General features: G+C 62.4%; 18 protein-coding genes. 10 read left to right on the forward strand and 8 right to left on the reverse strand.

Annotation, left to right across the window (positions count from 1 at the left end):
• Nucleotides 1–124: 124 nt before the first annotated feature.
• From nirD to cobA, 7 genes are all read left to right on the forward strand, one after another.
• Nucleotides 125–481: a nitrite reductase small subunit NirD gene (gene nirD / locus HER32_RS13880; RefSeq protein ID WP_149070749.1), complete on the forward strand. Its 357-nt coding sequence runs from the start codon at nucleotides 125–127 to the stop codon at nucleotides 479–481.
• Nucleotides 482–581: 100 nt separating this feature from the next.
• A complete protein-coding gene (locus HER32_RS13885) occupies nucleotides 582–1,823 on the forward strand; it encodes an alginate export family protein (RefSeq protein WP_232066486.1) in 1,242 nt (413 codons plus the stop codon).
• Between the two features lie 64 nt (nucleotides 1,824–1,887).
• Nucleotides 1,888–3,216 carry an MFS transporter gene (locus HER32_RS13890; protein WP_168682289.1) on the forward strand — a complete coding sequence of 443 codons (1,329 nt, stop codon included), beginning with the start codon at nucleotides 1,888–1,890 and terminating at the stop codon, nucleotides 3,214–3,216.
• 37 nt (nucleotides 3,217–3,253) lie between these two features.
• Complete coding sequence (locus HER32_RS13895; RefSeq protein WP_168682290.1) at nucleotides 3,254–6,769, forward strand: nitrate reductase; 3,516 nt, start codon at nucleotides 3,254–3,256, stop codon at nucleotides 6,767–6,769.
• 35 nt (nucleotides 6,770–6,804) lie between these two features.
• On the forward strand, nucleotides 6,805–8,310 hold the full coding sequence (locus HER32_RS13900; protein ID WP_168682291.1) for a rubredoxin: 1,506 nt from the start codon (nucleotides 6,805–6,807) through the stop codon (nucleotides 8,308–8,310).
• Nucleotides 8,311–8,359: 49 nt separating this feature from the next.
• Nucleotides 8,360–9,082, forward strand: coding sequence for a bifunctional precorrin-2 dehydrogenase/sirohydrochlorin ferrochelatase (locus HER32_RS13905; RefSeq protein ID WP_168682292.1), 723 nt, complete (start codon nucleotides 8,360–8,362; stop codon nucleotides 9,080–9,082).
• A gap of 17 nt (nucleotides 9,083–9,099) precedes the next feature.
• Nucleotides 9,100–9,894: a uroporphyrinogen-III C-methyltransferase gene (cobA, locus tag HER32_RS13910; RefSeq protein WP_232066260.1), complete on the forward strand. Its 795-nt coding sequence runs from the start codon at nucleotides 9,100–9,102 to the stop codon at nucleotides 9,892–9,894.
• Here the strand turns inward: cobA and HER32_RS13915 are convergent.
• From HER32_RS13915 to HER32_RS13950, 8 genes are all read right to left on the reverse strand, one after another.
• Entirely contained in the window at nucleotides 9,838–10,431 is a 594-nt protein-coding gene (locus tag HER32_RS13915; RefSeq protein ID WP_168682293.1) for a DUF4202 domain-containing protein, read from the reverse strand. The genes cobA and HER32_RS13915 overlap by 57 nt on opposite strands.
• A 93-nt stretch (nucleotides 10,432–10,524) precedes the next feature.
• Nucleotides 10,525–11,382, reverse strand: coding sequence for an urease accessory protein UreD (locus tag HER32_RS13920; RefSeq protein ID WP_168682294.1), 858 nt, complete (start codon nucleotides 11,380–11,382; stop codon nucleotides 10,525–10,527).
• A gap of 106 nt (nucleotides 11,383–11,488) precedes the next feature.
• Nucleotides 11,489–11,890 carry a hypothetical protein gene (locus HER32_RS13925; RefSeq protein WP_168682295.1) on the reverse strand — a complete coding sequence of 134 codons (402 nt, stop codon included), beginning with the start codon at nucleotides 11,888–11,890 and terminating at the stop codon, nucleotides 11,489–11,491.
• An 86-nt stretch (nucleotides 11,891–11,976) separates the two neighbouring features.
• Nucleotides 11,977–12,630 (reverse strand): bifunctional 4-hydroxy-2-oxoglutarate aldolase/2-dehydro-3-deoxy-phosphogluconate aldolase, encoded by a 654-nt coding sequence (locus HER32_RS13930; protein ID WP_168682296.1) that lies wholly within the window; start codon nucleotides 12,628–12,630, stop codon nucleotides 11,977–11,979.
• 70 nt (nucleotides 12,631–12,700) lie between these two features.
• Nucleotides 12,701–13,075, reverse strand: a complete 375-nt coding sequence (locus tag HER32_RS13935) for a PH domain-containing protein (RefSeq protein WP_168682297.1) — start codon at nucleotides 13,073–13,075, stop codon at nucleotides 12,701–12,703.
• A gap of 44 nt (nucleotides 13,076–13,119) precedes the next feature.
• Nucleotides 13,120–13,704: a hypothetical protein gene (locus HER32_RS13940; RefSeq protein ID WP_168682298.1), complete on the reverse strand. Its 585-nt coding sequence runs from the start codon at nucleotides 13,702–13,704 to the stop codon at nucleotides 13,120–13,122.
• A 115-nt stretch (nucleotides 13,705–13,819) separates the two neighbouring features.
• Nucleotides 13,820–16,177: a M1 family metallopeptidase gene (locus HER32_RS13945; RefSeq protein ID WP_168682299.1), complete on the reverse strand. Its 2,358-nt coding sequence runs from the start codon at nucleotides 16,175–16,177 to the stop codon at nucleotides 13,820–13,822.
• A gap of 350 nt (nucleotides 16,178–16,527) precedes the next feature.
• Complete coding sequence (locus HER32_RS13950; protein WP_168682300.1) at nucleotides 16,528–17,133, reverse strand: HupE/UreJ family protein; 606 nt, start codon at nucleotides 17,131–17,133, stop codon at nucleotides 16,528–16,530.
• 107 nt (nucleotides 17,134–17,240) lie between these two features.
• On the opposite strand from HER32_RS13950, the gene HER32_RS13955 reads away from it, so the two are divergent.
• From HER32_RS13955 to HER32_RS13965, 3 genes are all read left to right on the forward strand, one after another.
• Nucleotides 17,241–18,134 (forward strand): hypothetical protein, encoded by an 894-nt coding sequence (locus HER32_RS13955; RefSeq protein ID WP_168682301.1) that lies wholly within the window; start codon nucleotides 17,241–17,243, stop codon nucleotides 18,132–18,134.
• 177 nt (nucleotides 18,135–18,311) lie between these two features.
• Nucleotides 18,312–18,716 (forward strand): hypothetical protein, encoded by a 405-nt coding sequence (locus HER32_RS13960; protein WP_168682302.1) that lies wholly within the window; start codon nucleotides 18,312–18,314, stop codon nucleotides 18,714–18,716.
• Between the two features lie 147 nt (nucleotides 18,717–18,863).
• The gene (locus tag HER32_RS13965) at nucleotides 18,864–19,232 is read left to right on the forward strand and encodes a hypothetical protein (RefSeq protein ID WP_168682303.1); all 369 of its coding nucleotides are present in this window, start codon (nucleotides 18,864–18,866) and stop codon (nucleotides 19,230–19,232) included.
• Nucleotides 19,233–19,335: the final 103 nt, after the last annotated feature.

The following is a 19,335-nucleotide window of genomic DNA, read 5'->3' on the forward strand; positions in this document are numbered from 1 at the left end:
AGACGAAAACCTAGCCGCCCCATCCCGGAGCGGCCCGGAATTCCAACGAGCAAACCGGGTGCGGTGGGTGGTGTTGCAGAGCCGCTCATTCGCCGCCCAAACCTTTCAAAATAAGCTACAACCGATGGAAGCTGTCATTGACCTGACGTGGGTGGCCGTGTGCCGCACCACCGACATTCCGGCCGACGGGGGCGCCTGTGCCCTGGTGGAAGGCGAACAGGTGGCCATTTTCAACTTTGCCCGCCGCGGCGAGTGGTACGCCACCCAGAATCTGTGCCCCCACAAGCAGCAGATGGCCCTGGCCCGCGGCATGATTGGCAGCACCGGCGAGGCCTGTGAGCCCAAAGTAGCCTGCCCGTTCCACAAGCGCACTTTCTCGTTGCTCACAGGGGAATGCCTGAACGGAGACGAGTGCAGCATCCGGACCTACCCGGTGAAGGTCGAAGACGGCCTGGTGTTCATCGGGCTGGAAGCCGGGTAAGGCTTTACCATCCGCCGCTAATAATCTGTCTACTTACCGCTAACCGCTTTTTATGCCCGAGCACTGTACTGCGAATAGACTTTCTTGGGCATTGTTGGCGGTGGCGCTGCTGCCCGGCCCGGCGGCGCTGGGGCAAGTAGTGGTATCGGCGGAAATTCGGCCGCGCACGGAGCTGCGCGACGGGTTTCGGACGGTGAACACGCCCCGCGAAAAGCCGGCTTTCTTCGTTGAGCAACGGTCCCGCCTCAACCTAGACTATGGGCGCAACAAGGTAAGCGTGCGGCTTTCGGTGCAGGACGTGCGCATTTGGGGCAGCACCAGCCAGATCTATAAAACGGACCCCAACCTGTTCAACGTGTTCGAGGCCTACGGGCAGTACCAGCTGACTTCCCGGCTGGCCGTGCGGGTGGGCCGGCAGGTGCTCGACTACGACAACGCCCGGTTTTTGGGCGGGCTCGACTGGGCCCAGCAGGGCCGCAGCCACGACGCGCTGAAGCTCCTGTATGCCGACAGCGCGGGCTTCGTGGTGCACGGCGGGGCGGGGTTCAACCAGGCGTTTTCCCCCGAGCCCGCCAAGCTGACCGATACCTACTACGGCGGCGTGGACAACTACAAATCCATGCAGTACCTCTGGCTGCACAAGGATTGGACCCGCGGCAAGGTTTCGGCCCTGTTTTTCAATGACGGCCGGCAGCGGACTGATTCGACCACCTACTACCGGCAAACCTACGGCCTGACCGGCGAGGCTACCGCCGGCCGGGCAACCCTGACCGGCGAAGCCTATTACCAGACCGGCTATGATGCCGCCGGCCGCGCCGTGCGGGCCTACCTGGCGGCGGGCAGCGTCACGCTAACTACCAAGCTCACCCCGCTCACGCTGGGCGTCGACTACCTCTCGGGCTCCGACGCTACCGACTCCCACAACCACGCCTTCGTGCCGCTCTACGGCACTAACCACGCCTTTTACGGCCACATGGATTACTTCTACGTGGGCAACAACCACGGGCAGAACGGCCGCACCGCCGGCCTCGTGGACGTCTACCTGAAAACTAACTTCAAGCTCACGCCCAAAGCCAGCCTGCTGGCGCATGTGCACCACTTCGAGGCACCAGCGGTGGTGTATTCGCCGGGCACGACCGAGCAGGCCCTGAGCTCCCGGTTGGGGGAGGAGCTGGATCTGGTGCTCAATGCCAACGTGAGTCCGGAGTTCAACTTCAAGCTGGGCTACTCGCACTTTCTGGCTACGGCTTCGCTCGATGCGCTGAAGGGCCGGGCCGGGCAGGCGCACAACCAGTGGGCCTGGGCCATGCTCACCTTCAAGCCGGTTTTGTTCAAAAACTAAGCGCGGGCGTGGAGCCCTGCTCTACCACCACGCACTGCCAAATTCACCTCTAACCTCTGTCGACATGGACGATTCACTGAGTGCCCGGCCGCTGGATAAGCTCGCCCTGTTTTCCGGCAAAGGCGTACAGATGCGCACCTTCCACCTGACCTGGCTCACGTTCTTCTTCTGCTTTTTCGGCTGGTTCGGCATTGCGCCTCTCATGCCCCTGGTGCGCGAGCAGCTCCACCTCGACAAAGGCCAGATCGGCAACATCGTCATTGCCTCCGTGTCGGCCACCATCCTGGCCCGCCTGGTTATCGGCAAGCTCTGCGACACGCTGGGCCCGCGCCTGACCTACACGCTGCTGCTCGTGGTGGGGGCCGTGCCGGTGATGCTCATTGGCCTGAGCAACAGCTACTACAGCTTTTTGCTGTTCCGCCTGGCTATCGGGGTTATCGGCGCGTCCTTCGTCATTACCCAGTTTCACACCTCCATGATGTTTGCGCCCAACGTGGTAGGTACGGCCAACGCCGTGGCCGGCGGCTGGGGCAACCTCGGCGGCGGCATTGCCAACATGGTGATGCCCCTGGTGGCCGCCGCTTTCGTCGCCCTGGGCTACGTAGACCAGGCTAACTCCTGGCGCCTGGCTATGGTGGTGCCGGGCGTTGTTCTGCTCATCATGGCCTGGCTCTACTACAAGTACACCCAGGATACACCCCGGGGCAACTACGCCGACATTCAGCGCGACGCGGCCCAAAAGCCCAAGGGCACATTTCTGCTGGCTTTGCGCGACTACCGCACCTGGGTGCTGGCCCTGGCCTACGGGGCCTGCTTCGGCATCGAAATCACCATCGACAACGTGGCCGCCGTCTACTTCGTCGACCATTTCGGGGCTACGCTGGTTATGGCGGGCATGCTGGCCGGCATCTTCGGGTTCATGAACATCTTCGCACGCGGCCTGGGCGGCTGGGTGAGCGATAAGGCCGGGCGGGCTTACGGCATGCAGGGCAAGTGGCTGCTGCTGAGTGGGCTGCTGGTGCTGGAAGGCGTGGGTATTGCCCTGTTTGCCCTGGCCCCGAGCCTGCCCCTGGCCATTGTGGCCATGCTGGGGTTTGCCCTGTTTTTGAAAATGGCCAACGGCTGCACCTACTCCATCGTGCCCTTCGTGAACAAGCAGGCCCTGGGCAGCGTGAGCGGCGTGGTAGGCGCGGGCGGTAACCTGGGCGCTATGCTGGTGGGCTTCCTATTTAAGTCGGCCTCCATCAGCTACAGCACGGCTTTTCTCTACATCGGCATTGGGGTGGTGGCCGTGGGCGGCTTGGTGCTGCTCGTGCGCCTGGTGCGCAAGGAAATCGGCAAGACTACGGCCGAAGCTTCCCAGGAAGCCCCTCTCACGCTGGCCGGCGCTTAGGCCGGACGTTATTTTCTGACTTACTCACGCTGTAATTATGGCCCTGTCCTCTCATGCCGTTCCGTCCACTTGTTGCTACTGCGGCGTCGGCTGCGGGGTGCTGGTCAAGCCGGAAAAGAACGGCGACGTGACCGTGACGGGCAACCCCGACTATCCCGTGAACCGCGGGGCGCTGTGCAGCAAGGGCCTGAATCTGCAGTACACCGTCAATGACCGGACGGACCGGCTGCTGTTTCCGCAGATGCGCTACAGCCGCAGCCGCCCGTTGCAGCGGGTGAGCTGGGACGAGGCCCTGGAGCGCACGGCCGCCGTGTTCAAAACCTTCATTGCGCAGTACGGCCCCGACTCAGTGGCGTTCTACGCCTCGGGCCAGTGCCTGACCGAGGAGTACTACGTGCTCAACAAGCTGATGAAGGGCTTTATCGGCTCGAACAACCTCGACACCAACTCCCGCCTGTGCATGAGCAGCGCGGTGGTGGGCTACAAAATGGCCCTCGGCGAAGACAGCGTGCCGGTCTGCTACGACGACATTGAGCTTTCCGACTGTCTGCTGGTGACCGGGGCCAACCCGGCTTGGTGCCACCCGATTCTGTGGCGCCGGGTAGAAGCCCACAAAGCCGCCAACCCGGCTACCCGAATCATCGTCGTGGACCCGCGCGTGACGGACACCTGCGCCCTGGCCGACGTGCACCTGCAGCTCATCCCCGGCACCGACGTGGTGCTGAACCAGGCCCTGGCCCGGGTGCTGTTGGAAAATGGCGACCTAGACCTGGCTTTTATTGGGCAGCACGCCGAAGGCTTCGAGCAGTACCAGCAGCTGATTCTGGAGCGGACCGTAGCCGAAGCCGCCGAGCTGTGCGGGGTAGCGGAGGCCGATATCCGCCTGGCGGCCGGCTACATTGGCTCGGCCCGGGCCTTTCTGTCGATGTGGACCATGGGTTTGAACCAGAGCGTGGTGGGCGTCGACAAAAACCTGAGCTTGCTGAACCTGCACCTGATAACCGGCCAGATCGGCAAGCCCGGAGCGGGGCCTTTGTCCCTGACCGGGCAGCCCAACGCCATGGGCGGGCGGGAAGTGGGCGGCCTCTCCAACCTGCTGCCGGCCCACCGCAACCTGGCCAACCCCGCCCACCGGGCCGAGGTGCAGCAGTTCTGGGGCAGCGGCCCGCTAGCCTCAACGCCCGGCTACACGGCCACCGAAATGTTCGAAGCTCTGGAAGATGGCCGCCTTAAGGCCATCTGGATACTTTGCACCAACCCACTGACCAGCCTGCCCAACGTGCGCCAGGCGGAGGCGGCGCTGGCCAAGGCCAAATTCGTGGTGGTGCAGGACATCAGCTCCAAGCCCGAAATCTTGGCTTACGCCGACGTGATTCTGCCCGCTGCGGCCTGGGCCGAGAAGGAAGGCACCATGACCAACTCCGAGCGGCGCATCAGCCACCTGCCCCGGGTAGTGGCCGCGCCCGGCGAAGCCCTGCCCGACGCGGAAATCATCTGCCGCTTTGCTCAGAAGATGGGTTTTCCGGGTTTCGACTTCCCGACGACCGAAGCCATTTACCAGGAACACACCCGCCTGACAGCCGGTACTACGCTCGACATTACGGGCCTGACCTACGCGGTACTGCGCCAGCACGGCTCGGTGCAGTGGCCCTACCGCCCTGGCCAGGCCAATCCTGACACCGCCCGCCTCTTCACCGACCACCAGTTCTACACGCCCTCCGGTCGGGCCCGAATTCACCCCGTGGCCGCCGTATTCCGCAGCGAAGTTCCCGACCAGGACTTTCCCTTCATCCTGACCACCGGCCGCATCCGGGACCAGTGGCACACGATGACCAAGACCGGCAAAGTCAGCAAGCTGCGCCAGCACATTCCCCAGCCCTTTGTGGAACTGCACCCCCGGGACGCGGCGGCACTTGGCGTGGCCGAAGGGGAGCTGGTGACGGTCAGCTCCCGGCGGGGCGAGGTGCGGGTGGCGGCGCGGCTGAGCGCAGGCATTCGGCCGGGCGTGGTGTTTCTACCCATGCACTGGGGCAAACAGCTCGGCTCGGATTTGCACCGGGCCAACAACCTGACTTCGGGGGCGGTAGACCCCATTTCCAAGGAGCCCGACTTTAAGTTCTGCGCCGTGCAGCTTGAAAAGTACTGCAAGCCCCGGCAGCGCATCGTGGTCGTGGGAGCGGGGGCCGGGGCTTTTGGCTTCGTGCAGGCTTACCGGGAGCTGAACCAGGCCGACAGCATCACTATTTTCAGCAAGGAAGACTTCCCGTTCTACAACCGGGTGATGCTGCCCGACTACATCAGCGGGCACCAGCACTGGGAGCAGCTGGTGAAAATGCGCGACGATGAGGAGCCCGGCTATAATATCGAGCTGCGCCGCGGCGTGAGCGTGGAGGAAATCAATCGGGCGGAGAAATACGTGGTGGACTCCCGCGGGCAGCGCACCGACTACGACGTGCTGCTGCTGGCCACCGGCAGCCGGGCGGCCGTGCCCCGCAACGTGCCCGCCCTGCCCGGCATCTTCACCATGCGCAGCCGCCTCGATGCCGACGCGTTCAAAAGCCATTTGCCGGCCCAGAATGCCCACGTCGTCATCGTAGGCGGGGGGCTGCTGGGTTTGGAAATGGCAGCCTCTCTGCGCGAAACCGGGGTGCGGGTATCCATCATTCAGCGGATTTCCCGCTTTCTGGATCGGCAGCTCGATGCCCTAGGCAGCCTGCTGCTGCAGGAAGAAATGGTGGACCAGGGCTGCGAGCTGTACTTCAACGACGAGGTGGAGCTGTTCTACGGCCGTACCCGCCTGAGTGGCGTGGGCCTGAAAAGCGGCCGCCGCCTTGACTGCGACGCGCTGATTCTGGCCATCGGTACGGTGCCCAACCTGGAGCTGGCCCGGGAAAGTGGGCTGGCGTGTCGCCGCGGCGTGGTGGTGAATGAGCGGCTGCAAACCTCTGACTTCAGCGTGTTTGCCGTGGGCGAAATTGCCGAGTTTGAAGGCACGCTCTACGGCATCACGGCCGCCGCCGAGCAGCAGGCCGCCGTGGTGGCCCGCTACCTGAGTGGCGACGTGGGCAGCCGCTACCGGGGCAGCACCTTCATGAACATCATCAAAATTCACGGCTTCGACCTCTGCAGCATTGGTCTGCCCGAGTGCCCCGCGCAGGATGGCAGCTACGAGGAAATTACCTTCATCGACAAGGCCCGGCGCTACTACAAGAAGTGCATCGTGCACCAGGACCGGCTCGTCGGCGCCATCCTCATCGGCGACAAAACCGAGTTCCAGGAATTTCGGGCGCTGATTGAGGGCAAAACCGAGCTCAGCGACAAACGCCTGCAGCTGCTGCGCAGTGGCCGGCCCGCCCCACCGGTCCTGGGCAAGCTCGTGTGCAGCTGCAATAACGTGGGCGCCGGCAACCTGCGCCAGGCCATAGCGGCCGGCTGCGATACGCTCAAGGGCCTGGGCACGGCCACCGGCGCGGGCACCGGCTGCGGCTCCTGCCGGCCCGAGGTGCAGCAGCTTCTGGCCGCAGAGCTGGCCGCTCTGGTTCCCACCACTTAAACCGCCCGCTGGCAGCCACTACTGCCTGATTCTGCATGACTTCCCCTGAACCTTCCCTTTCGCTCGTCGCCGTAAACCTGCCTGGAGGCATTGTGCCGGCCGGCGACCTGCTGGCCGTGCTCAGCGCCGCCGAGGCGGCCGGCATCGAGCAGGTGCAGCTCGGGCACCGGCAGCAACTGCTGCTCACCGTGGAGCCCGCCCGGCGGCGCGCCCTGCTACAGGCCCTGGCCGCGGCCGATGTGCTGGCCGAGCCCGACCCGGAAGCCCGCCCTAATATCGTTAGCTCCTACGTGGGCGAGGACGTATTTTACAGCGCAGCTTGGCTGCGCGAGGGCGTGTACAAAGACATTCTGGACCTGTTCGACTACCGGCCCCGGCTGAAAATTAACCTGGTCGACAGCCGGCAGACGTTTGTGCCGTTTTTTACCGGCCACCTTAATTTCATTGCCGCCGAAACCAGCAACTACTGGCACCTGCACCTGCGCTTTCCCCGCACCGGCCACCTCTACACCTGGCCCCACTTGGTGTATTCCGAAGACGTGCCGGGGCTGAGCGCGGCCATAGAGCGGGTGCTGCTGCCGACGGTGGGCCAGTTTGACAACGACCTGACGACGGCCGGCATCCGGCTGTACGCCCAGGTTAGCGCCGCCCAGCCCCTGGGCCCGCGGGTGGTGGCCGGGCCGCTGGCGCTGCCGCCGTTTATGCTGCCCTACTACGAGGGCTTCAACCGCAGCGGGCAGCAACTCTGGCTGGGTATCTACCGACGCAACGAGCAGTTTTCGCTGGCTTTTCTGCGGGATATGGCCCAGGTGTGTTTGCAAACGCGGGTGGGGCAGCTCTGCACCACTCCCTGGAAGTCGTTGATTATAAAAGGAATTTCCCCGGCTGACCGACCGCAGTGGGATGCCGTGCTCTGCCGCCACCGCCTCAACGTGCGGCACGCGGCCAACGAGCTGAACTGGCAGGTCGAGGATAACTGCCCCACCGGCCTGGCCCTCAAGCACGAGCTGGTGCGCTACCTTAACGAGGAAGATGTGCGCACCTACCAGCTCTGCTTTGCCATCAAAACCCGGCCCCAGACCGGCTTGTTCGGCTCCATCATCATCCGCACCCAGCCGGGCCGCGCCGGCGGGGCCGAGCAGTACGAAGTCCTGCATACCCGCGACTTCAACCCCAACTCCCGCGACTTCGTGTCTTTCCGCCAGCAAGTGCGCCCCGATATGCTGGGCTGGTACTTGGCCGAGCTATGCCACCTTTTCTACGCCCAGATCGGGGCGCAAACGCCACTGGAGCCGGAAACAACCGCGCAGCTCCCGGCCGAAAACCCTCGGTCCGCTACGACCCCGCTGTCGCGCTGCCGCCGCTGCCTGACGGTGTACGACCCAGCCTACGGGGACCCGCAGCAGGGCGTCGCGCCGGGCACAACCTGGGCCGCGCTGCCCAATTATCATTGCCCCACCTGCGAGGCTCCGGCGGCTGAGTTCGAGCCTTGGGACGAGCCGGTAGCTGCGGGGCTGAGCTCCATCGGGGCGGCTCCGTAGCCAGCCTGGCTATGGCGTTGCGCTTTCATCTTCACCCAATCCTTGCTCCATGCTTTCCCCACCCAGTGCCAATCCGCTTTTCCCGGTTTTTCTCAAATTGGAGCAGCTGCGCGTGCTGCTCGTGGGTGGCGGCAACGTGGGCCTGGAAAAGCTCACCGCCATTCTGCGCAGCAGCCCGGCCACGGCCGTCACAGTGGTCAGTATCACCTTTCTGCCCACGCTGCGGGAGCTGGCTGCCCGGTATCCGCAGGTGCAGCTGCGCGAAGAACCCTACACCGATGAATTGCTGGAACAAGCCGACATCGTGTTTGCCGCCACCGACGACCCGGCCCTGCACGCGCGCATCAAACAAGCCGCCCGCAGCCGCCACCTGCTGGTGAACGTGGCCGACACGCCCCCGCTGTGCGACTTCTACCTCTCGTCGGTGGTGCAGAAAGGGGCGCTGAAAATTGCGGTTTCCACCAACGGCCAGTCGCCTACGGTGGCCAAGCGGGTGCGGGCCGTGCTGGAGGAAGCCCTGCCCGAGGAGCTCGACGCGGTGCTGCAGAAGATGCCCGCCATCCGCCAGCAGCTCACCGGGGACTTTGCCGCCAAGGTCCGCACCCTGAACGCAGTAACGGCCGGGCTGGCTGGCGGCCCGGGCTACGAGGCTCCCGCTACGCGGCGGTGGCGGCGCCTGGCCTGGGGCGCGTTGCTGGCTGCCGGGGCCCTGGCCACCGTGCAGGCCCGGGCTTGGCTTTCCTCTTCCGACTCCAAAGACCAGACCCCTTGAGTAGCCCGCAGGAAAATATGATGAATGTGGTACCGGAGCTGTACGTGGTAGGCGCCGGCCCCGGCGACCCGGAGCTGCTTACGCTCAAAGCTCACCGGGTGCTGCAAACCGCCGCCGTTATTCTCTACGACAACCTGGCCAACCAGGAGCTGCTAGCCCTGGCCCCGGCTGGCTGTGAGTGCCTGTACGTGGGCAAAAAGCCCTACGGCGACTACACGCCCCAGGAAACCATTCACGCCCTGATCCTGGAAAAAGCCCGGAGCCGGGGCCGCGTCGTCCGCCTCAAGGGCGGGGACCCATTCATCTTCGGGCGGGGTTTCGAGGAAATTCTGTTTGCCCGCGCCCACGGCATTGCCACTCACTATATCCCGGGCATTTCCAGCATGCAGGCCCTGGGCTTCGAAGACATTCCCCTGACTCACCGCATCGTGAGTGAGGGCGTCTGGATGGTAACGGGCACCAAAAAGGACGGTAGCCTGTCGGTCGACCTGCGCCTGGCTATGCAGAGCAACTCCACCGTGGTGATTTACATGGGCCTGAAAAAAGCCGCCGAAATTGCCGCCGCCTACTGCGAAATGGGCAAGGGCGACACGCCTGCCGCCGTGGTGCAGCACCTCACTTTGCCCCAGCGCAAACTGGCCGTGGGGCCCGTACGCACCCTGCCCGCGCTGGTAGCCAGCCAGCAGATTACCTACCCCGCGCTTATCGTAATAGGGGCGGTGGTGGGCCTGGGGCACGATGTTACGGAGCGTTTTCTAGGCCAGCGCCTTAGCCACCAGGCTCTGGGCCTCGGCGGGCAGTGGGAGCTGTAGGGCCAACGCCTGACCCTGGGCGCTCATCTTACGCCAGGTTTTCTGCACGATGTCGATGATTTTCTCCTCGGGGTGCTGGCGGGCAAAATCCAGAAAGTAGTATTCCAGAAACACCAGGCAAATCACGTCTTCTAATAGTTGCACATCGGCGTCGCGGGTGAGTTGTTGCTTTTGCAGCAAGGCCTGCACCCGGGCAATGGTGGCCTCATCGTAGCCTACTTCGGCTAAGATCTGGCCGGCTACCTCGGCATGGTATTTCTTAAGCGAGTTGCGCCACTGGTGGTAGCCGGCACGGTCCATGGGGAAGTCCTGGCGCGGAATAGCCCAGCGGCGGATGTGCTGGCCGCGGGCTGCCAGTTGCACGGCCTCCGGGGCTGCGGGGGCTACCCGGGCCAGGCAGGCACTCATCCGGTGCCCGTAGAGCAGCTCCTTGGGCCAGGCACGACCTTCCGCGTCCGTATCCTGGTTAGGATCTTCGCCATTCAGAGCATCAAACTTTTCGAGGGCCGCCGCAAAGCGGGCAGAGGGCAGAGGCATAGCACGGACACGTAGGAACAAAGAAACGGGAGAGGGCAGGGGTAGCCAAAGATAAGACCTTGCACCTGGGCTAAGTCAAGGGGAAAGCCGCGGCTAGTACTTGCGCAAGCCAGCGGCGAAGGCCAGTAATTCGGTCGAGGCCAGCGCCTGGTGCAGTTGGTCGTAGATGGGCTGCAGGGCGGCGCGGCTGGTGCCCAGGGCCCGCAGCAGCAATACGCCGGGGCGGGCCTGCGTGAGGGCCACCACGCAGTCGTGGGCCGATACATCAACGGGCAGGCCGGCGCGGGTCTGGGTTTGCTGGGCCTGAAGCACGGCTGCCAGCTGTTGGTAGCGGGCGTCGTGGGGGGAGCCGGCCAGGTACACGGCCAGGGACGTTTGGTGCTGGCGGAAGTGGGCCGGGGAGGTGGCAATGTGCTCGGCGGGCCGAAACGCAAACCGGTCGAGTACCGTCAGCCGTTCTTCCTGGCTAATCCGCAGCTCCGACTGGTACCCAGTGAAGGCAAACTGCTCCCCGCTGTCGATGCGGCCGGAGTGAAACCAGTCGGCCAGCAGGAGTAGGGCACCAGCGGCCAGGTGCCAGTGCTGGTGCTGGCGGTAGCGGCTTTGCGCCTGCAATACTATGGGGTCGGGGAGGACTACGGCCAGGGCCCCCGCCGCTACGTGGGCCTCCGTGAGTTGCTCGGCTACGGCGCCATCATCGGAGCGGTACACGCGGGTGTTGGCCTGGGTGCTGAGCAGCAGGCGCGCCCCGGGCTGCACGGCCACGCGCAGGCGGATAACGTCGCCGGCCAGCAGGCCGCCCCCGTAGCTGCTGAGCACCACGTGGCAGCTGCCGGCCGCGGTGCGCGGGCTCAGCAGTTTCAGGGGTTGCACGTTGCGGCGCACCGTCAGCACCGACTGGCCGCGCACGGCCGTCACTTCCACTTCACTCCACAACGACGAATCGGACATAGCTAGGGGCTGAACGGCAAATATGCAGCCCTCGGCACGGCAAACGGCCACTTTCGCCCAGAAAAATCAGGGGAAGTGGCCGCTCGGGTATAATGGAAAAGAAATGCTAGTTAACTGTGCCGCACCAGTTGGTGCCCTTGCATTTGGGTGCCGACAGAATTACTTGGTCGACGTCATACTGCACTAGGGTGGCGATGCAGGCCCGGGCGGGTACCTCGCCGTTGGTGGCCAAGCGTAGTCCCGCCCAGAATACTTTGGTTTCGGGAATAAGAGCGGGCGTTTCGGAGTAAGTGGCAACCACGTTGGCGTAGCTCACGCCCTCAATGGTAACGGTTTTGCCTAGCGGAACATCCGTGGGGAGTTGAAGCAGGGTGCCGTTGCAGCTCTGCCCTAGCAGGGTTACCTGCACGCAGTCGGTTTGTGGAGTGGTTTCGTCGTCTTCGCCACAACCACTCAGCACCCCAAACGAGGTGACTCCCAAAAACAGGAAGGGAAGAATTTTTTTCATAGCTCTGAAAGGTCAAACGTACCCTCAAATGAGCCTTCACGCCCGCCGACGGTTGCAAGCGGGTTGCGCGTTTTTACGGGCCACGGCTAGCTGTCTGCCGACGGCCACGTGGCCAGCAAGTCCCGCACCTGCGCGGTGAGGCGGGCGGGCTCGGCGGTGTCGAGCAGGCGGGCATCAAGGCCTACGCAGGTGGCGCCGGCCTTTTTCCATTCGGCCAGGCTTTCGGGAGTGGGCTGAATGCCGCCGGTGGCCATCAGGGGAAGGTGAGGGAGCGGGCCGCGCAGAATCTGCAGGTAGGCAGGCGTGAGGTAGGCCGAGGGAAACAGCTTAACGATGGTAGCGCCCAGGCGGTGGGCCTCGTACACCTCGTTCAGGGTTTGGGCCCCGGGCAGCCAGGCCAGGTCATAGCTGCGGCACACGGCGGCCACATCGGGGCTGCACACGGGCTGAATGATGAAGTCGGCGCCGGACTCGATAAAGCGGCCGGCTTCTTCGGCCGTGAAAATGGTGCCCGCCCCCAGCAGTAACTCGGGGTAGTCGGCCTCCACAAAGCGCTGCAGGCGCGTGAAAATGGCGTGGGCCTCGGGGCCACGGTTGGTGAACTCAAATAGCCGCACACCGGCCTCGTAGCAGGCGGCCAGCACCCGCCGGGCATAGTCTTCCTGTGCGTGGTAAAAAACTGGAATAAGGGGGTGTTGCCGGGCCTGAGCCAGGGTGTGAGCGGAAGGGAAACGAGGCATCGGTTCAGTTTCTGGTTTCGGGTTGCCTACTTCTACGGATAATTAGCCACCCGAAACTAGAAACCTGCCACTAGAGTGCATACTCGCCCAGGGCGCGGTACACGTCGTAGATGCTTTGGTCGTCGCGGAAGGTGCGGCCGATGGGAGCGGCCATGCCGCGTACCCAGATGTAGAGCTCCGATTCCAAGTCGAAATGACCGGTAGTTTCCATGGAGAACCGCTCGATGCTGCGGTATGGAACACTCATGATTTCGCGCTTCTTGCCCGTTACGCCCTGCTTATCCACCAACAGCAGGCGCTGATTGGTGAAGATGATCTGGTCGCGCAGGATGGCGTAGGCTTTTTCCACCCGCTCATCGGCGGCCAGAATGCGGTTCAGCTCCTGCTGAATCTGTTGCGCGTCATTTTCGGAGGCATTGCCGAGGAGGCCGTCGAGAAGTCCCATAAGTAGTGGTGAGGTGGTGAAATGATAAGTTTGAACGGTGTTAATCAATCTTGCGCCTTTTGGAAAACGCTGTCAATAGGCGTTCCTTCTTCAGCATATGCAGTGATGACTTTTCCCTTCTCGGTTAATTCAATTGTCTTGTTTCGAAGTACCTTATACCGAAAACAGCCGCTGCGCACTTTCGTCACTTTAGTTTTTACTACCTGATTATTTTGGTAAGCGTACTGGCGTGTGAGGTAGGTGAAGTTGGTACTGTGCGTGGGATTTCTACGGTATACTCTTACTAATTGTCCGACTTGGTTCCATGTCTTGATACGCAGAAAGCCAAACATGTCTTGGCAGGCCCGGGAGCAGATGGGGCCGGTTGGGTAAAAAGTGTAGCGCCGATAATTTTTCAGTCGTCGTTGCCCGGACAGATACCGATAACAAGTAGCGGATGCTACAGCACCTGTTTCGTAATAACTGATCCGCTGCAGATTATTGGTGGCCTGCGGTTCGAGATGCGCAAGATGCTGTATCTGCTTAGTAGTGAAAATGCTGTCTTCTCTCAGTTCCTGCCCATTGGCGCGCTTTGAGAGTAGAAGCAGCGCAGCAATGAAAAGGCCAAGCTTCATAATAGTATTACGCATAAGAATTAGTGTCCGACCGGAAGATAAAAGTATAGCTACAGCATTGTTAACAAGTCTCAACAAAAACAGCCGGACCAAGCGGCCCGGCTGTTGAAAGCTAGCAGAAAAGGCAGAATTAGTTGGTGCCGCCGGAGCTGGTGCCAGCCGGCTTCTGCTCCAGCTTCTGCATGGAGGTTTGCTGCTGCATAGGGTTGGGCTGAGCGCGCTGCTGCTGCTCAAACAACTCGAAGCGCGAGGGCGCAGCCCGGTTCGGGTAAGCGTTGTTGCTCAGGTCTGTGTCGGCGGTTTCCAGGAAGGGGTCCAGTACGAAGCTCACTACGGGCTTTTCGGTGATGAATACCTTGGTTACCTCAGCGTTGTTCTTGCGCCAGATTTCAGCCGGAATGTTCACAATTTCCTGCTTGCCATCCTCATAAGTCATCTGCACCACCACAGGCATGGTCAGGCCACCCAGATTCTTCAGGCTCACCTCGTAGAAGTGCAGGCCGCTGTTGAGGCGCTGCTGCTGCTCGGGCGTGAGCTTGGCCACGTAGTCCTGGTAGCGCTTTTTGTCGGCTTCGGTAGCGGCCAGCGGATCGTAGGCGTTGTAGAAGTCGTTGAGCTGGGGCTTATCGTCCACCAACGTGCGCTTAATGTCCTGCAGGTTGCGCTGCTCCGAAAGGGTTTTGGGCGCGGCGTTCAGCAGCTCCCGCTTGCGGGCATTTTCGATTTCAGGGTTTTTCGAGTCGATGGTGTACCACTTCACACCCGCAATGGCCAGGTCGGTGTGGTCGGTGGTGTAGAACCAGCCGCGCCAGAACCAGTCGAGGTCAGTGCCAGAGGCATCTTCCATGGTGCGGAAGAAGTCGGCGGGCTCGGGGTGCTTGTAGGCCCAGCGGCGCGCGTACTCTTTAAAGGCGTAGTCGAAGAGCTGACGGCCGAGGATAGTTTCGCGCAAAATGTTGAGGCCGGTAGCGGGCTTGGCGTAGGCATTAGGCCCAAACTGCAGCACCGATTCCGAGTTGGTCATGATGGGCGTCTGCACATTTTTACCGGTGCGCATGTAGTCCACAATCAGCTTCGGCTCGCCGCGGCGGGAAGGGTAGTTACGCTCCCATTCCTGCTCGGTGAGGTACTGCACGAAGGTGTTCAGGCCTTCATCCATCCACGTCCACTGCCGCTCATCGGAGTTGATGATCATGGGGAAGAAGTTGTGGCCTACCTCGTGAATAATCACGGAAATCATGCCGTACTTGGTGTTGGCCGAGTAGGTGCCGTCTTTCTCGGGGCGGCCACCGTTGAAGCACAACATGGGATACTCCATGCCACCCACCGGGCCGTGCACCGAAATAGCCACCGGGTACTCGTAGTCGATGGTGAACTTGGAGTAGGTTTTGATGGTGTGCGCCACCACCTCGGTAGAGTACTTGCCCCAGAGCGGGTTGCCTTCCTTAGGGTAGTAGCTCATGCACATCACCGGCTTGCCGGCCTGCTTGATCTGCATGGCATCCCAGATAAACTTGCGCGAGGAGGCCCAGGCAAAGTCGCGCACGTTCTTGGCGGCGTAGGTCCAGGTTTTGGTGCCTTTGGCGCGCTTCTGCTCGGCAGCTTCGGCTTCCTGCTCGGTCACGATGAGCACCGGAGTTTTGGTGTTCTTGGCTTTTTCGAGGCGCTGGCGCTGGGTGGCGCTCAGCACGTCGCCGGGGTTCTGCAGCACGCCCGTGGCGCCCACCACGTGGTCGGCGGGGGCGGTGATGCTTACGCGGTAGTCACCGAAGGGCAAGGCAAACTCCCCGTTGCCCAGGAACTGCTTGTGCTGCCAGCCCTGGAAGTCGGAGTACACGGCCATGCGCGGGTAGAACTGGGCAATTTCGTAGAGGTAGTTCTTGTCCTCGGGGAAATACTCGTAGCCGCTGCGCTGGTTGATTTTCAGCTGGTCGTTGATGTTGTAGCTCCACTTGATGCTGAACGTCACGGCTTGCTTGGGCCGCAGGGGCGTGGGCAGGTCGATGCGCATCATGGTGTGGTTGATGACGTGGGGCAGGGCCTTGCCGCCTTTCAACTTCACCTCCGAAATCTTGAAGCCCCCGTCGAAGTCCGAGTTCATTAGGTACTCCAGCCCCCGGAACGACATCTTGTCCGACAGCTCACCCACCTCCGTGGCCTGCGTGATGGACGTTTTGTCCAGGATGTTCTGGTCGAGCTGCACCCACAGGTAGGTGAGCACGTCAGGCGAGAGGTTGGTGTAGGTAATGTCCTCCGAGCCGGTTATGGCCTGCTTCTCGTCGTCGAGCTTTACCTGGATGTTGTAGTCGGCGCGCTGCTGCCAGTACTGGCTACCGGGCGCGCCGGAGGCGGTGCGGTAGGTATTGGGGGTGGGCAGCTCCGGGCCCAGCTGGGCAAACTTATCGGTACCGGAATTGGTGGTTTGCGCTGCCAGCGGACCGGCAGCCAGCACGGCCACGGCGGCCGAGCGTAACAAGTGTTTAAGCATTGAAGAGCGTAAATGCGTGGAGCGAGGCGAAAAAGTACAGCAAAACGGGCAGACAACAGGTAAAGTCACCGGTAAAGTGCCAGAAGTTGCACGGGCGGGGTGATGGGTGAATAAGAGAATGTGCTAATGTGGAGAATGTGCTGAAATGCTAATGATGCTCCTGCCATTGCGAGGCATGTGGGGCATCAAGCCAGCGTCCGGAGCAAACGTGCCTAACTCCCGGATGTGACGAGCCCCTACACACGCGCAACGAGCTAAGAGCTTACTGGTAGAGAAGCGGGTCAGGCACATTGCCCGAGACGAGGGCTTCGGTATGGGCCTGATGTACCCCCTGCTCGCCATCCTCCCATTCACCTATTGACCAGCAGCACCAGCGCAATGCCCAGCGCCGCGCCACTGACCACCAAAAGCCAGTCGCGGCGGGCCACGCCGAGGCCGCGCAGCAGCAGGGCTCCGAGCAGCAGGATCAGGCCCACAATCAGCAGCTGGCCTAACTCCACGCCCACGTTGAAGGCCAGCAGCTCCAGCACCGGGCGACTCTGGCGGCCCAGCAGCTCGCGCAGGTAGCTGGAAAACCCAAGGCCGTGAATCAGCCCGAAGGTGGCCGCCAGGCCATTGGCGGAAGTAAAAATCAGGTTGGGCGACTGGCGAATAGGTGTAGGGCGGCTCGTGGCGCGCCCGGCCCGCGCCAAGTTCACTACGCACGTAAGCAGAATGGTTACCGGAATCAGGACCTCAATTACCTGGGGCGAGTACTGCACCACATTGAGCGTGGCCAGGGCCAGGGTAAGGGAGTGGCCCAGGGTGAAGCTGGTGACCAGGGCCACCACGCGGCGCCAGTCCTGCAGCACGTAGGGCGCGCACAAGGCCAGCAAAAACACGAGGTGGTCGTAGGCCTGCAGGTTGAAGATGTGGAAAAAGCCGAGCTGGAGGTAGGTGGTGAACGTGGAGGCCATGTGGCAAAAGTACACCGCGCGGGCAAATGCTGTTTTTCGGCCTTTTTCGAATAATTTGCGCCAAATAAAGCAGTTCGTATTCCGGTTGATATATGTGTAGATATTTTATGCTGAGCCTGCTCCTGCTCGGCTTGGTCCTGGAAGGCCACCCCCAGGCCCTCACGCCCACGCTGCCATCGGCTTACCCAACCGAACCCCGCCCAACCCGGGCCGATACGGCCCAGGCAGTACACGAATTGTTTAAAAGCCGGCGTACGGGAGGCCTTGTCTGGCCGCTAGTAGGCACGGTGGGCATGCTGGCGGCAATTCTGCCGGCGCAACAATCAACCAGCGCCGGCGTCTGGACGCCGGGGGTTATCGGCGGGGCGGCGTTGGTGGGCGTTGGCATAGGGAAGAGTGTGCGGTTCAAACGGAAAAACGAAACAGCCGTCCTGCGCGAACTGGCGCAAACCGGCCATCTGCCAGCTTACGTTAGCCGCCGTCTGCGGGGCCGCTACCGGCCTATACCCGGAATGGCTAAGGAAGAAAACCCGTTGCCGGCCCCTGGTACCGGCCCGGATAGCCTGCGGCGAAGCGCCGATCCGCTCACGCCCGGGCCGGTTGCGGCCAGCGCCCGGCAGGACACGCTGGATGCCATTACGGCGCTGTTCATGATGAAGCGGGTGAATGGGGAATGGCCGCTGGCCTTGGCCTTGCCGGGCTTGCGGCTGATGTCCGGCGGCACCCGCGAATACAATCCAGTCACGGGTAGTTGGGAAGAAACGCCGGCTTCGGGCGGCGCGGTGGCGGCCGGGCTGGGGCTGGCTGGGGTAGGACTTACGTATATGCTGGTCCGGCACACTACCTATAGCTACGAAAAGCTCAACGCCCTGCACGCTGCCTGCGCTGCGGGGGCGCCAATTCCGGCGCAGTACCGGGCGCAGCTGCAGCCGCGCCACTTTGCCAAAGCCGGCAAGTGGAAAGCCCGGCTGGCCCGCAGAGAAGCCCGCCGCCGTGGATAAGGGGCGGAGTAGGGTTAGGCTTCAATCGTGAGGCTAACCTGCTCAAAGTTGTTGACCGGGCGTTCCTACGCTTCAGGTTTCCTGGCAGCGGCCCTCTACCTTGCGCCGCCAATTTGTCGGCTATTGCTGCTTCAGCGTAGGGCTCTTGCTTTCTACGCCGCTATCATGCTACTAACTATGCGTTGTTATCTGATCTTACTAGCCTGTCTGCTGGGGCTGCTGGTGACCGGCCGTGCGCAGCAAGTGGCCATTCCCGATTATGCCGTGGTGAGTGCACCGGTGGCAGCCGATTCGGCTCATGCTGTGGGCAAATTGTTTAGCCAGCGCCGGGCCGGAGCCAGGCTGCTACGGATTCCTGGGCTTATCGCGCTGGGTGTGGGAGCGGCTATCTTATTCAACACCCCGCAAGGTGGGACCACGCCCGTTTTGCTCGGCGGCGCGATGCTCACCAGCTTTAGTGTGGCCAAGAGTAGGAAGTGGAGTTCCGCGCAGGAACACGCTGTGCAGAACGACTACCTGCAGGGTAAGCCGCTGCCGAAGAGAATCCGTCGCCGGCTGCGGCACCGGCACTTCCAGCCATAGGCTCTATCTGAGTCACTCACCAGCCTTCCCGTTTTCACCATCCTACTTTCGATGCACAAGAGTCTTTTGACGCTCGTTGGGGGCGCTATCTGTTTAACTACCTACGGGCAGAGCGCAGGTAGTTCTTCGCCGCCGCAACCTTCGCCCTTGCCGCCGCATGCCGCGCCGGCCCCGCGCCCCGCAGCCACTCATGCCGACACCGTGCAAGCCCTTCATCACCTGTTTGCGAAGCACCGCACCGGGGGCTGGATCTGGACGACTATCGGGGGGCTTTTTGCCGTGCGCATTGCCACGGTAGCGGCTGCCAGCAGCAGCTCCGGCAGCCTATCCAGCAATACTGGCGGTACCATTGTCGGTATTGGGCTGTTTGGCGGCGTTCCGGCGGGCATCGGTATCGGTAAGCTGGCTCGGTTTAGCAAGGCCAACGAGGAGCAGACGGTGGCCCTCTACGATAAAGCGGGTATTCTGCCGCCCTACGTGCGTACAAGGCTCCGGAAGAAATACTTTCTCAAGTAGTCTTCTCCGAAATGCCGGCGGGGCAGCGGGGTGCCCCGGCAAGGTCTTGCCTGCGAGCTTGTGCCACCGCCTGCCAGAGGCTTGCCCGCGCTGCCGTACCTTT

It is taken from the genome of Hymenobacter sp. BT18 (assembly GCF_012273015.1).
GTDB classification, from domain to species: domain Bacteria; phylum Bacteroidota; class Bacteroidia; order Cytophagales; family Hymenobacteraceae; genus Hymenobacter; species Hymenobacter lutimineralis.